The sequence below is a fragment of the Promicromonospora panici genome (genome assembly GCF_900608595.1).
GTDB lineage: Bacteria > Actinomycetota > Actinomycetes > Actinomycetales > Cellulomonadaceae > Promicromonospora > Promicromonospora panici.
This window is the reverse complement of the sequence record NZ_UWYY01000014.1, coordinates 1-13,753: the sequence shown is the minus strand read 5'-3', so window position 1 is coordinate 13,753 and position 13,753 is coordinate 1. Positions and strand designations below refer to the sequence as shown.

The window sequence follows — 13,753 nt, the reverse complement described above, 5'->3', positions numbered from 1 at the left end:
GCTATAGCACGGGTGAGGTGGGAGAACAGTGGTGATCTCGGGTTCCGGGACCCCTCCCGGCACGGAGCCCGGCTACGCCCCCGCACCCGCCGGCGCCTCCAGCTCGAAGACGGCACGGTCCGTGGCCACGCCGTTGACCTGGAGGGCGACGGCGTGGGGGCCGGGGTAGTAGCGCCGCGTGGTGATAGGCCGGAACGAGTGCTCCCGGCTGATCTCCATCTGCTCGCCCGGCGCGAGCGTCCGGGTCGTGAGCTTGAAGGTCTTGGCGGTCTGCGAGCCGTTGGCCTTCACGTGGTGCACCACGTAGTCGATGGACAGGCGGGCCTGCTCGGCGCCGACGTTGCGCACCGCCGCCGTGAACCGCACGGTCCCCTCATAGGGCACGCTGGCCGCGTCGAGCACCGGCCCGTCGATCTCGAGCGTCGCCGGCCCGAAGCCGAGCAGCTCCAGCGCGCCCGGGTGCCCGCGCTTGACCAGCGTCCGGAGCGCGTGGCGAACGAGGCCCGGCGTCGTCGCGGCCGGTTCGGCGAGCCAGCGCCCCGCCGTGGTGACCACGAGCTCCGGATGGTCACGGCTGAGGTCGTTGAGATGGTTCGCGACCGAGCGCCGCACGTAGTCGCTCTCGTCCCGGTACAGGGCGTCGAGGACGGGCACCGTCACCCCGGGACGGGCCAGGATCCCCGGCACGCGGACCGCCCAGGGCAGGTACGGGCGGGTGCCCTCGCTGGCCAGGCGGCGTACGTCGACGTCGTCCGACCGGGTCCAGGCCGTGACGGCGCCGACGGCCCGGTCCAGGTCGTGCCGCAGGAGCGTCCGGACGGCGAACTCCGCCGTGAGGCGGCCGGTGAGGTCCGCCAGGAGGGACATCGCGTCGTCGAAGGCGGCGTCCGCGTCCTCCTCGACGGCCCTGGTCGCGACGGCGCTCGTGACGGGCCAGATCAGCCAGCCGCCGAACGGCGTCGTGCCGTCCCGTGCGGCCCGCACCACGCGGGCGAGATCCTCGTACCCGCCCGGCAGGTCGGCGAGGAGTGCGTCCCGCAAGAGGTCCGCCCGCTCGCGGAGCGAGAGGTCGCCGAGCCGGCCCGCGGTCGCCGGCAGCGCCCGCAGGACGGCGTCCGGCGCCGCCGCGCGTACCGCGGCGGTGAGCGCGCTGGCCGTCTGGTCACTGATGAGCTGGTCGGCGAACGGCATGGGTGGCTTCTCTCTCGACGAGGACGACGTGTCAGGTGTGTAGGTCACCAGGGTGACGTGAGTGTCTGACACTCGGACCGGCGTGGGTGATCGTGCGGGTGAAAACGGCGTCTGCGTACGGCAACGCCTGGGCCGCGAGTTCATCCCGCGGCCCGGCCACGTTGGGCTTGTCGCCACCTCAGGGTTTCCACTTCGTCGCCCTGTGGGGGAGAATGTGGGTCGTGGTCATCCGGAACGCCCGATTCGTCCCGCACCACCGACCTGCGTCCGCTGCGGCCCTGCTCGCGGCAACCGCCCTCGTCCTCGCCGGCTGCACGGTGCCGACCGCCGAGGGCGTCGACGGCAGGACGGGGGAGAACTTCCAGGTCCGTGAACCCTCCGGGCCGACACTGGTGCTCGACTCGTCGGACCCCGCCGAGCTCGCGCTCACCGCGAGCCAGGCCTTCTTCCACGCTTCCCCGGTCGCCGTGCTCGCTCCGGCCGACGACGCCGACGCCCGCGCGACCGCGGCGGCCACCGGGGCCGCCGTCACCGCCCCGGTGCTGCTCACCGACGGGGGCGTCTCGGACACCAACGTCGTCGCCGAGCTCGAACGTCTCGGTGCGGACACCGTCGTCGTCGTCGGCGACGAGGAGGCCGTCGCGGAGGTCGGCGACGCCACGGGCGAGGCCGAGGTCGTCCGCTTCGACCCCGGAGCGCTGAGCGCCGCCGCCGAGGCCGCGGCCTCCGCCGGGCGCGGCGACGGCGACGACAAGAAGCGGAACCCGGCCAAGGTCGAGATGCCCACGGCCGACCGCCTCGACCAGGCCGACGTCGACGGCCTCCGCGCGGAGATCCCCGACGTCGCCGATCCGGAGCTGCTGCAGGAGATCCTCGTGGTCGTGGACCCGAAGCTGGGTCACGAGGCCGCGATCGGCACGGCGCTCGCCGCGGGGGCCGTCCCGGTCGAGATCCCGGGCGGCAACATCGCCACGAGCCCGGAGACGGTCGACACCATCCGCACGCTCAATCCCCTCGGCGTGGTCGGGATCGGCAGCGGCTTCGGGTCGGCCGACGATCTCGGCTGGCAGGTGACGGTGGCGACGTCGGGCAAGACGCTGCCGAACGGCACGCTGCGGCTGTTCCCCGGCCGGTACGTGTCGACGTCGTACGCGGTGCCGGCCGGCGTCGCCGACCCGGCGGCCGACGCCGCCCGGGCCGTGGACGCCGCCGAGCTCAACGGCGACACGCTGGGCGGCGCGCCCCTGGTCACCGTCGTCGCGAGCGTCCGGTCCAGCTCGCCGGGCGAGGACGGCGACTACATCGAAGAGCAGCCGCTGGAGCTGATCACCCCGGCCGTGGACGCGATCCGCGACGCCGGGCAGCTCGTCCTGCTCGACATCGCGCCCGGCAACCAGCCGCTGGCCGCGCAGCTCGACGACCTCGAGCCCCTGCTGACCAAGCCGGGCGTTGGCCTGTCGGTGCATCCCGAGTTCCGCATGGCCGGCAACGGCGCGGAGACCGGTGCGGTACCCGTCGCGGAGCTGCAGGCGGTCGTGGACCGGCTCGCCGAGATCGCGACCGCGCAGGGGCTGCCCCAGGTGATGCTGGAGGTGCACCAGTCGACGTCGGCGTCCGTGGTGGACCGCGCGGACCTGCGGATCCCGCCGCAGGTCGCCGTGGTCTTCACGGCTGCGGCCCCCAGCGAGGGCCAGGCCACCGCGGACGGCGTCTGGGCCGACGTCGCCGGTGACATCCCGGCGCACACCTTCCTCGGCTGGTCCGCACCGAGCGAGGTGCCCGCGGACCCGACGAGCATCATGCCCACCGAACCGCTCCTGGGCCTGGTCTCCGCCGGCTGAACCTGCCAAACTTCGGTTCATCCATTGGAGCGAAGGGGCCCTAACAATCGTGACCACCGTGAGCAGCGGCGCGGGCGTCGTCGCCGACGCCGTCATTCCCGCACCTGTCGACCTCGAGCCGGGCGAGGGGGTGCTCGACCTCACCGCCGTCACCATCGACGCGCCCGACGACGTGACCGCGCGCCTCGCGGGTGAGCTGCTCGCCGCCTCGGGAGCCGCCGTGGGACCCCGCGACGGCGTGCCCGTTGTCCTCACGCAGGACCCCGCGGCCGGCCCCGCCGGCTCCGAGAGTCCTGAGCGCTACACGCTGACGGTGACCGCCGACGGTGCGACCGTCGCGGCGCCCGAGCGCGCGGGCCTGCTGCACGGTGTGCGGACCCTGCGGCAGCTGCTCAACGCGGGACGCGGGGAGGCGGGCGGCGCGCTCGAGGTCGGCGCCGTCGTCGTGCGGGACGCGCCGCGATACCCGTGGCGCGGGTTGTCGCTCGACGTCGTGCGGCACTGGTTCGGGCCCGAGGACCTGCGGGCCGTCGTCGACCTCGTGGGTTCGTACAAGATGAACCGCCTGCACCTGCACCTGTCCGACGACCAGGGCTGGCGCCTGGACATCCCCTCCCGGCCCGCGCTGACGAAGCTGTCGTCGCAGGGCGCCGTGTCGGGGGCGCCGGGCGGGTTCCTCAGCACCGACGAGTACCGCGAGCTGCAGGAGTACGCGGCCGAGCGGGAGATCGTCATCGTGCCCGAGATCGACGTCCCCGGGCACGTCAACGCGGCGACCCACGCCTACGGCGAGCTCATGCCCTCCGGCGAGGCCACCGAGGCCTACGACGGCATCGAGGTCGGCTTCTCGAAGCTGCACTTCGACCTGCCGGCCACCGAGCCGTTCCTGCGGGACGTGTTCACCGACGTCGCGCGCATGACCCTGGGGCCGTGGGTGCACTTCGGGGGCGACGAGGTGCTGATGATGGAGGCCGACGAGTTCGGCCGGTTCGTGGTGCTGTGCCAGGAGCTCATCGCGGAGGCAGGCAAGACCCCGGTCGCGTGGCAGGAGGCGGCGGGCTCGGTGGACGACTCGGTGGACGACTCGGTGGACGACTCGGTGGACGACTCGGTGGACGACCGGGCGGACGGCGAAGGGCCAGTCCTGGTCCGGCCGGGCACGCTGCTGCAGTACTGGGACACCCGGCCCGACCCGGCGCCGTTGGTGCGGGCCGCGCGGGCCGGCGCCAAGTTCGTGCTGTCGCCGGCCGACCGGGCCTACCTCGACATGAAGTACACGCCCGAGCACCCGCTGGGCCTGCACTGGGCCGGCTTCGTCGAGCTGCGGGACTCCTACGACTGGGACCCCGCGACGGTCATCGACGGCCTGCCCGAGTCCGCCGTCGAGGGCGTGTCGGCCGCGGTCTGGACCGAGACGATGCTGAACCGGGACGATCTGTTCTCGATGCTGCTGCCACGACTCGCCGCGGTCGCGGAGACCGCCTGGTCCCGGCCGGAGGCCAAGGACTGGGCATCGTTCCGGGACCGGGTGGCGATCGAGGCGGCCACCTGGCGCCGCGAGGGTTCGACCTACCACCCGACCCCGCAGATCGACTGGTGACTACTTCGCGGGGCGGGCCGCCAGGGCCGCCGCGTAGAGGTCGCGCTTCGGGACGCCGGCGGTCTCCGCCACCTCCGCGACGGCTGCTTTGAGGCGCTCGCCCTGGGCCACCCGCTCCAGGACCTCGCCCACGATGTCCTCCACGCTGGCCTGCACCGCCGGCGCCCCGCTCACGACCACGCAGATCTCGCCCCGCAGCTGTTCGGCCGCCGCGCGTTCCGCGAGATCGACGAGGGGCCCGCGCAGCACCTCCTCGTAGGTCTTCGTGAGCTCCCGCGCGACGGCGGCCGGCCGGGTCTCCCCGAAGACGTCGGCCATGGCGCTCAGCGTCTCCGCGATCCGGTGCGGCGCCTCGAAGAACACCATGGTGCGCGGCTCGGCGGCGAGCGCGCCGAGCGTCCGCGCGCGGTCGCCGGCCTTGCGCGGCACAAAACCCTCGAACGTGAACCGGTCGGTCGGCAGTCCCGACAGCGCCAGCGCGGTCAGCACGGCGCTCGGCCCCGGGGCGACGGTGACCCGCAGCCCGCGTTCGATGGCGCGCTCGACGACCCGGTACCCGGGGTCGGACACGGACGGCATCCCGGCGTCGGTCACGACCACGACCGTGCCGCCCCCGGCGACGACGTCGAGCAGCTCGTCCGCGCGGGCCGTCTCGTTGTGCTCGTGGTAGCTGGTCACCCTGCCGCGCACCTCGACGCCGAGCCGCCCGGCGAGCGCGTGCAGGCGCCGGGTGTCCTCGGCGGCCACGACGTCGGCCTCCGCCAGCAGCCGGATCAGCCGGGGTGAGGCGTCCTCCGTGTTGCCGATCGGGGTGGCGGCCAGGACGAGGGATCCGGCCTCGGGCACTGGCCCGGGAGCCGGGGACGGGTCGGTCATGAACCACACTGTCCCACGCTCTATGCTGGCCCGGTGTCTCAGCAGCCTGACGCCACAGGAGCGCATCTCACCGGAGCGCAGCAGGCTCTGCCCGGAACATACGGCGCCCACATGCGCCGTGAGGCGGTGGGCGGACAGATGACGCCCACCGGGTCGTACCCCGCCGTCGGGCGGCCTCCGCGACCCGAGCCTCCCGTCCGCGACCGCCTCCTGCGCGACCTGCTGGGCGAGCGTCGCCTCGCCCTCGGGCGGACCGTGGCGGACCGGTTCTGGGGCGTGTTCGGCGCGCTCCTCGTGACGGCGGTGGCCGCCGGCGCGCGGCTGTGGGAGCTGGGCCGCCCCGGCAAGCTGGTCTTCGACGAGACGTACTACGTCAAGGAGGGCTGGTCGCTGGCCAGCCTCGGCTTCGAGGCCGCGTGGCCTGACGAGCCCAACCCTGCGTTCGAGGCCGGCGACGTGAGCTCGTACAAGACCGACGAGGCCGAGTACGTCGTGCACCCGCCGGTCGGCAAGTGGATGATCGCCATCGGCATGCGCCTCATGGGCGGGGCCCAGGACCCGATGGCGTGGCGCATCGCGAGCGCGGTGATCGGCGTGCTGGCCGTGCTGCTCATGGTGCGGATCGCCCGGCGCCTGTTCTCGTCCACCCTGCTGGGCCTGGTCGCCGGGCTGCTGCTCGCGGTCGACGGCGAAGCGATAGTGCACTCCCGCACGGGCCTGCTGGACCAGTTCCTGATGTTCTGGGTGCTCGTCGCGTTCGGCTGCCTGGTGCTGGACCGTGAGTGGGCGAGGCGCCGGCTCGCGGACCGGGTGGCGCAGATCGTCGAGGCGGGCGGGGCGATCGGCAAGTACGGGCCACGGCTCGGCTTCCGCTGGTGGCGGTTCGCCGCCGCGATGTCGCTGGGCCTCGCGTGCGGCGTCAAGTGGTCGGGCCTCTACTTCGTCGCGGCGTTCTGCATCCTCACCGTCGTATGGGACATGACGGCGCGCCGCACGGCCGGCGTCGAGCGCTGGTGGGAGGACGCGCTCGTGGTCGACGCCGTCCCGGCCGCCCTGATCATGCTGCCCACGGTCGCCGCGGTGTACGTCGCTTCGTGGTCCGCCTGGTTCGCGCACCCGAAGTCGTACCTGCGGGACTGGGCGGCCGTGAACGGCGTCTCGCCACCGGGCTGGTGGCCCGACTGGGGCTGGGCGCAGGGTGGCTGGGAGGCCGGCCGGTCGCTGTGGGAGTACCACCGGATGATGTGGGACTTCCACACCGGCCTGGACTCGGAGCACAGCTACGCGTCGCACCCGCTGGGCTGGATAGTGCAGTGGCGGCCGACGTCGTTCTTCTGGGAGAAGTTCACACCCGGCCAGGGGCCCTGCCCCGCGGACGCCGTCGGCGACTGCGCGACCGCCGTGACATCGCTCGGCAACCCGCTGCTGTGGTGGCTGGGCGCCCTCGCGATCCCCGTGGTGCTGGTGCTCGCGATCCGGTACCGCGACTGGCGCGGAGCTGCCGCCCTGACCGGGATCGCCGCCGGCTGGCTGCCCTGGTTCCTGTACTCCTGGCCCCTGGCGGACCGGACCATCTTCACCTTCTACACGATCGTGTTCACGCCGTTCGTGATCCTGACGCTCGTGTACCTGCTCGCGGTCGGGCTCGAACGGACGCCGCGCAGGAGCGCGGACCGGCGCCTCGTGAGCTGGCTGGCCGCCGTGCTGGTGGTGCTGATCGTGGGCGTGAGCGTGCTCTACTACCCGATCTGGACGGCGATGCCGGTGCCGTACGAGTACTGGCAGCGGCTGATGCTGTTCCCGAGCTGGATCTGACCGCACGTGTCAGACACAGGTCACCCGGGTGACCTGTGCTTCTGACACGTCAGAGGGTCGCGGAGTCGCGGAGCTCCACGCCCGCGGCCGTCAGCTCCTTGTGCGCGACCTCGCCCTGCTCCGGTGACACGGGGATCGTCAGGTCGGTGAGCACCCGGGCCGCCAGGCCCGCACGGCGCGCGTCGAGCGCGGTGTGCTTCACGCAGTGCGACTCCACGAGGCCCACGACGTCGACCTCGGTCACGCCGGCCTCCGCCAGGATCGTCGCGAGACTGCGACCCTGCTCGTCCGCGCCGTCGAAGCCGGAGTACCCGTGCGAGTACTGGCCCTTCTTCAGCCGGACGTCGGGGTCGAGATCGGCCAGCGCCGGGTGCAGCTCGGCGTTGGGGGTCCCGGCGATGCCGTGCGGCGGCCACGAGTCGACGAAGTCCGGGTTGTCGCTGAAGTGCTCGCCCGGGTCGATGTGCCAGTCCTGGGTGGTGAGCACGGTCGCGTACCGGTCGCGGTGCGTGGCGGCGTAGGCGGACACCCGGTGCGCGATCTCGTTTGCGCCCTCCGTGGCGAGCTCGCCGCCCTCGCAGAACGTGGGCTGCACGTCGACGACGATGAGTGCCCGGCGCAGAGGTTCGGACTCGGTGAGGCTCATGTCTTCCACTCTGCCACTGCGACCGCGGGGATGGCAGCAACCGCGGCCGCACACTGCTTGGATGGGGTCGTGGACTCCATCACCGCCGGGCCGCGGCGCTCCGGTACCGCCATCGCCGGGTCGGCAGGGCTGGCCCTGCTGCTTCTCGGTTGCACCGGCTCGCCCGACCCGGGGGTCGTGTCGCCGAGCCCTACCGCCTCGGCGAGCGGGACGGTGTCGGCGCCTCCCGCGCCGTCGGGCGACGATCCCTGGGACGGGCCGGCGACAGCCGATGTCGAGGTGGTCGCCCAGGAGCTTCCGGTCCCGTGGGCCATGGCCCCGCTGCCGGGCGGGCGGTTCCTCGTCACGTTGCGGGACGACGCCGGGCTGGCGGTCGTGAGCCCGGAGGGCGACGTCGTGCCGCTGGACCCGTCCGGGGGCGCTCAGCAGCTGGCCGACCAGACCGCGCCCGACGGCGAGGGCGGCCTCCTGGGCGTGGCCGTGGACCCGGAGGACACCGGGCCGACGCGCACCGTCTTCCTGTACCGCACGGGCGAGCAGGACAACGCGGTGCTGCGCGCGGAGCTGGAGCTCGACAGCCTGGAGCTGCGGGACCTGACGACGATCCTCGACGGCATCCCGAAGGCCTCGAACCACAACGGGGGACGGCTCGCGCTCGGGCCGGACGGGCACCTGTACGTCGCCGCGGGTGACGCCGCCGACACCACCAACGCCCAGGACCCGGAGTCGCTGGGCGGCAAGATCCTGCGCATCACGCCGGACGGCGAGCCGGCGCCCGGGAACCCCGATCCCGGCTCGCCGGTGTGGTCCCTCGGGCACCGCAACGTGCAGGGCCTGGGCTGGGACGCGAGCGGGCGGATGTTCGCGAGCGAGTTCGGGCAGGACCAGCTCGACGAGCTCAACGTCATCGAGCCGGGCGCCAACTACGGCTGGCCCGACGTCGAGGGGCCGGGGGGCGAAGCCGGGTTCACCGACCCGGTGGCGTGGTGGCCGACGTCGGAGGCGTCGCCCTCGGGCCTGGCCGTGACCGAGGAGGCCGTCTATCTGGCGTCGCTGCGCGGGGAGCGGCTGTGGCGCGTGCCGCTGCTCGGGGAGTCCTCGGCCGTGGCGGCCGGCGAGAGCCCGGGGTTCGGTGAGCCGCAGGCTTTGCTGGAGGGGGAGTTCGGCCGGCTGCGCGCGGTGCATGCGGGGCCTGACGGCGAGCTCTACGTGCTGACGAACAACACTGACGGCAGGGGCAGTCCCGCCGAGGACGACGACCGGCTGCTACGGGTGACGCTGACGCCGGCCGGGTGAATTCTGGCGGATGTCTAGGTTTGTGGAGCCTGAGGCGCGACGACGGCGCCGTCGGGCAGCCTGTGGAAAGCGCGTGGCCCTCGGCCCCGACCCAACTACCATTGACGTCATGCCGGAAGCCGAGAAGACCTTCTACCTCACGACGCCGATCTACTACGTGAACGATGCCCCCCATATCGGGCATGCGTACACGACGGTCGCGGCCGACGTCGTGACGCGCTGGCACCGTCAGCGCCAGGAGAACGTCTGGTTCCTGACGGGAACGGACGAGCACGGCGAGAAGGTGCTGCGCACCGCCGAGGCGAACGGCGTGACCCCGAAGGTCTGGGCGGACCGGCTGGTCGAGTCGGCGTGGAAGCCGGTGCTCGAGACACTCGACGTGCGCAACGACGACTTCATCCGCACCACGCAGGAGCGGCACGAGACCGCGGTGCAGGCGTTCCTCCAGGACCTGTACGACAAGGGCGAGATCTACGAGGGGTCCTACGAGGGGCCGTACTGCGTGGGCTGCGAGGAGTACAAGCTCCCGGGCGACCTCATCGACGGGACGGGCGACTACGAGGGCCTGAAGCTCTGCTCCATCCACGGCGTGCCCGTCGAGATGCTCTCCGAGCAGAACTACTTCTTCAAGATGAGCGCGTACGCGGACCGGCTGATCGCGCTGTACGAGGAGCACCCCGAGTTCGTGCAGCCGGCGTCGGCCCGCAACGAGGTCGCCGGCTTCGTGAAGCAGGGCCTGCAGGACCTGTCGATCTCGCGTTCCACGTTCGACTGGGGCGTCCCGATCCCGTGGGACTCCTCGCACGTGCTCTACGTGTGGTTCGACGCGCTGCTCAACTACGCCACGGCCGTGGGCCTGGACAGCAGCGACCCCGAGCGCAAGGAGCAGTTCGCGCGGACCTGGCCCGCCGATGTGCACCTCATCGGCAAGGACATCCTGCGGTTCCACGCGGTGATCTGGCCGGCGATGCTCATGGCCGCGGGCCTGCCGCTGCCCAAGACCGTCTTCGCGCACGGCTGGCTCCTGGTGGGCGGCGAGAAGATGAGCAAGTCGAAGCTCACGGGCATCGCGCCGTCGGACATCATCGATACCTTCGGCTCGGACGCGTTCCGCTACTACTTCATGCGGACCATCGCCTTCGGTGGTGACGGCTCGTTCTCCTGGGAGGACATCACCGCCCGGTACAACGGCGAGCTCGCCAACGGGTTCGGGAACCTCGCGTCCCGGACCGCGGCGATGATCGGCAAGTACTTCGGCGGCTCCCTCCCGACGCCGGGCGAGCTCACGGACGCCGAGACCGCGCTCGCCCAGGTGGCGGCCAAGGCCGTGGCGGACGCCGAGGCGGCGATCGACCGGCTGGCCATCCACGACGCGGTGGCGGCGGTATGGACGCTCGTGGACGCCACGAACGGCTACCTCGCCGACACGCAGCCGTGGAAGCTCGCGAAGGAGCCCGGCGAGACCGACGAGTCGGGCGCTGGGGTCGACGGCGGACGCCTCGCCACCTCGCTCGTCACGGCCACGGAGGCGCTGCGGTCGCTCGCCGTGCTGCTCAACCCGGTCACGCCCAAGGCGGCGGCCGGGCTGTGGGAGCTGCTCGGCGCGGAGGCGTCCCTCGGTGCGCTCGACGCGCAGCCGCTCGATGGCGCGGGTGTCTTCGGCGTCCTGCCCGTGGGTACCACGGTGACCAAGGGCGCCGCGCTGTTCCCGCGCCTCGAGGACCCGGCGGCCTGAGGGACCCCGAGCGACCCGACGATGGCAAAGCGCATACGCGAGCGCGGATTTCCGGCCGATCCGGAGCCGCTGCCCGTCCCTGTCGTGGACAACCACACCCACCTCGACCACATCGCGGCCGTGCTGCCGGCCGCCGCGCCGGAGACCGAGCCGCCGGGCCAGGCCTGGCCGCCGACGGTGGCCGACCACCTGGCCCGAGCGGCGCAGGCGGGCGTCGACCGTGTGGTCCAGGTGGGCTGCGACCTCCCCTCGGCCCGCTGGACCGCCCAGCTTGTGAGCGCGACCGTTGCGCCTGCAGCGGGCACAACATCGCAACGATCCCGCCCACAACAAGGGGGGCGGGTGGTGGGGGCGCTTGCCGTTCATCCCAACGAGGCCGTGCTGCATGCCGGGGTGGACGAGATGGGGCCGGACGGGCTCACCGCCGAGTTCGCGGAGCACCATTCGGTGCGCCTCGACGACGCGATCGCGGAGATCGCGGACCTGGCGAAGGGCAACGACCGCATCCGCGCGATCGGCGAGACCGGCATGGACCTGTTCCGCACAGGCCCGCGCGGCGAGCAGGCCCAGCGGAGCAGCTTCCGCGCGCACATCGCCCTGGCCAAGGAGCTGGGCCTGGCCCTGCAGATCCACGACCGGGACGCGCACGCCCAGGTCATCAAAATCCTGCTGGCGGACGGCGCCCCCGAGCTCACTGTCTTCCACTGCTACAGCGGCGACGCCGAGATGGCCCGCGTCTGCGCGGAGAACGGCTGGTACCTGTCGTTCGCGGGGCCCGTCACGTTCAGGGCCAACCACCACCTGCGCGAGGCTCTGGCGGTCGCGCCGCGCGAGCTGATCCTGGTGGAGACCGACGCCCCGTACCTCACGCCGCACCCCTTCCGCGGGCAGCCGAACGCCCCGTTCGCCGCCGCCCACACCGTTCGCGCCATGGCGGCTCACCTGGAAGAGGACCTCGCGGTGCTGTGCACCGACATCGCCGCGAACTCGGAGCGCGTCTACGGCAATTGGTAAGAACGACGCCTTGATGCGAGAAATACGGCATTTCATTTCATGCCCGGATACCTTTTCCCGCGGGGTCTATTCCGTTACGGTCTGGTGCTCGTGGTGAGGTACGCACGGCCGTGGCTCGCGAGCAGACCGGCCCGGTGGGTGGTCCGTGGTGCCGTCGTCGGCACTCTCGTTGCCGTGAGCGGCCTGTACGTCGCCAACGCGACCACCCTGACCATCGACTACAACGGTGACGTCCGCACGGTCGGTGTCTACGGCGACACGGTCGCCGAGGCGCTCGCGTCGCAGCAGATCGAGGTGGGCCGGGACGACATCGTGCAGCCGGCCGCGAGCTCCGGCGTCGGCGCGGGCGGCACCGTGGTGGTCCGCACCAGCCGAGAGGTCACCGTCGAGCTCGACGGTCAGACCATCACGCTCCGCACCACCGCCGGCACCGTCGGGGAACTGCTCGCCGCACTGGGACCGCGCGGCGACGGCGCACTCGCCACGGCCTCCCGTGCCGACCGGCTGGACCGCGACCCGGTCCGCTTCTCCACGGTCAAGAAGGTGAACATCGCCGTGGACGGCTCAGTGCTCGAGTTCAACACCACCCAGTCGACGGTGCGCGGGCTGTTCAAGGAGGCGGGCATCGCGCTGGCCGACGGCGACGTCACCTCCGTGCCGCTCGACGCTGCGGCCGTGGACGGGATGATCATCATGGTCAGCCGCGACGCGTCGTCGTCGCGCACGGTGACCGAGGTGCTGCCGTTCGAGACCGAGAAGGTCGAGGACTCGAGCCTGCCCAAGGGGTACGAGTCGATCCGCACGGCGGGCGTGCCCGGTGAGGCCACGGTGAAGTACGCGGTGAAGACCGTCGGCGGCGCCGTCGTAGAACGCACCGTGGTGGAGCGGAAGGTCACCCGGGAACCCGTGAACGAGGTGGTGGTGGTCGGGACGATGGACGTGGCCACGGCGCCCGTCGACCCGGGTTCCGCCCGGGCGCTGGGCCAGGCGATGGCGGCCGAGCGCGGCTGGGGCGCCGACGAGTTCTCCTGCCTTGACCAGCTCTGGCAGAAGGAGAGCGGCTGGCGCTGGAACGCGGACAACCCCACCAGCGAGGCCTACGGCATCGCGCAGGCGAACCCGGGCTCCAAGATGGCCACCGTCGGCAGCGACTGGCTGACGAACCCTGCCACGCAGATCGAGTGGGGTCTCGGCTACATCTCCGGCCGCTACGGCACCCCGTGCGCCGCGTGGGCGCACTCGGTGGAGATCGGCTGGTACTGACTCGGTTTTCACCCACAGACATTTGGGATGTTGCCGAATGTTCTGGACGCATCTCCGCTTTTATTGCCGAACTGGGCTTGCATTTGATAAGGGCGGAGTTACCGTCGCTGGGACCGCCGGATCGGTCGGCCGGGCCGTGTCCCAGCGCGGGAGACGCGCGGGAGTCGCGCCGCCTCGGTCCCCGTGCCCGGACCGCTCGAGGACTGGACTCGCGTGACATTTCCGCATCCGGCTCAGGGCAGCCCCAGTGATTCACTCATCAACCCTGAGGTCGACGGCGACGTCGGCATCACCGAGCACTTCGGCCCGCCGCCACCGGCGGAAGAGGTCTTTCCCGCGGCGATGTTCGCTGCTGCGGGCTCCAACGCGGCAGTGATGGCCAGCCTTCCGCCCGGCCACCCTTCCGGGCCGATGCCGGTCGTGGAGCCGGGCGGAAGGCTGGCCATCACTGCCGCGTTGGAGCCCGCAGCCTGTCT

At 72.2% G+C, this 13,753-nt stretch carries 11 protein-coding genes; 8 read left to right on the top strand and 3 right to left on the bottom strand.

Annotated elements, in window-relative coordinates:
* Positions 1-72: 72 nt before the first annotated feature.
* Positions 73-1,191, bottom strand: coding sequence for a DNA alkylation repair protein (locus tag EW117_RS17080; protein ID WP_129787920.1), 1,119 nt, complete (start codon positions 1,189-1,191; stop codon positions 73-75).
* Positions 1,192-1,412: 221 nt separating this feature from the next.
* On the opposite strand from EW117_RS17080, the gene EW117_RS17075 reads away from it, so the two are divergent.
* Together EW117_RS17075 and EW117_RS17070 are read left to right on the top strand one after the other, a co-directional pair.
* Entirely contained in the window at positions 1,413-3,032 is a 1,620-nt protein-coding gene (locus EW117_RS17075; RefSeq protein ID WP_129787919.1) for a hypothetical protein, read from the top strand.
* Between the two features lie 49 nt (positions 3,033-3,081).
* Entirely contained in the window at positions 3,082-4,632 is a 1,551-nt protein-coding gene (locus EW117_RS17070) for a family 20 glycosylhydrolase (RefSeq protein WP_129787918.1), read from the top strand.
* Here the strand turns inward: EW117_RS17070 and rsmI are convergent, their stop codons facing one another.
* Entirely contained in the window at positions 4,633-5,508 is an 876-nt protein-coding gene (gene rsmI / locus EW117_RS17065; RefSeq protein WP_129787917.1) for a 16S rRNA (cytidine(1402)-2'-O)-methyltransferase, read from the bottom strand.
* Between the two features lie 33 nt (positions 5,509-5,541).
* On the opposite strand from rsmI, the gene EW117_RS17060 reads away from it, so the two are divergent.
* Positions 5,542-7,323, top strand: coding sequence for a dolichyl-phosphate-mannose--protein mannosyltransferase (locus EW117_RS17060; protein WP_242504347.1), 1,782 nt, complete (start codon positions 5,542-5,544; stop codon positions 7,321-7,323).
* A gap of 49 nt (positions 7,324-7,372) precedes the next feature.
* Here EW117_RS17060 and EW117_RS17055 read toward each other — a convergent pair whose 3' ends face one another.
* Positions 7,373-7,969 (bottom strand): isochorismatase family protein, encoded by a 597-nt coding sequence (locus EW117_RS17055; protein WP_129787916.1) that lies wholly within the window; start codon positions 7,967-7,969, stop codon positions 7,373-7,375.
* Between the two features lie 69 nt (positions 7,970-8,038).
* On the opposite strand from EW117_RS17055, the gene EW117_RS17050 reads away from it, so the two are divergent.
* The 5 genes from EW117_RS17050 to EW117_RS17030 all read left to right on the top strand — a co-directional run.
* Positions 8,039-9,265: a PQQ-dependent sugar dehydrogenase gene (locus tag EW117_RS17050; RefSeq protein ID WP_242504346.1), complete on the top strand. Its 1,227-nt coding sequence runs from the start codon at positions 8,039-8,041 to the stop codon at positions 9,263-9,265.
* A gap of 109 nt (positions 9,266-9,374) precedes the next feature.
* A complete protein-coding gene (gene metG / locus EW117_RS17045; protein ID WP_129787914.1) occupies positions 9,375-11,000 on the top strand; it encodes a methionine--tRNA ligase in 1,626 nt (541 codons plus the stop codon).
* Positions 11,001-11,021: 21 nt separating this feature from the next.
* Positions 11,022-12,014, top strand: coding sequence for a TatD family hydrolase (locus EW117_RS17040; protein ID WP_129787913.1), 993 nt, complete (start codon positions 11,022-11,024; stop codon positions 12,012-12,014).
* A gap of 93 nt (positions 12,015-12,107) precedes the next feature.
* Positions 12,108-13,277, top strand: a complete 1,170-nt coding sequence (locus EW117_RS17035; RefSeq protein WP_242504345.1) for an aggregation-promoting factor C-terminal-like domain-containing protein — start codon at positions 12,108-12,110, stop codon at positions 13,275-13,277.
* A gap of 213 nt (positions 13,278-13,490) precedes the next feature.
* Positions 13,491-13,753, top strand: a 263-nt coding sequence (locus tag EW117_RS17030) for a hypothetical protein (RefSeq protein ID WP_207211908.1), incomplete at its 3' end; no start/stop codon positions are given.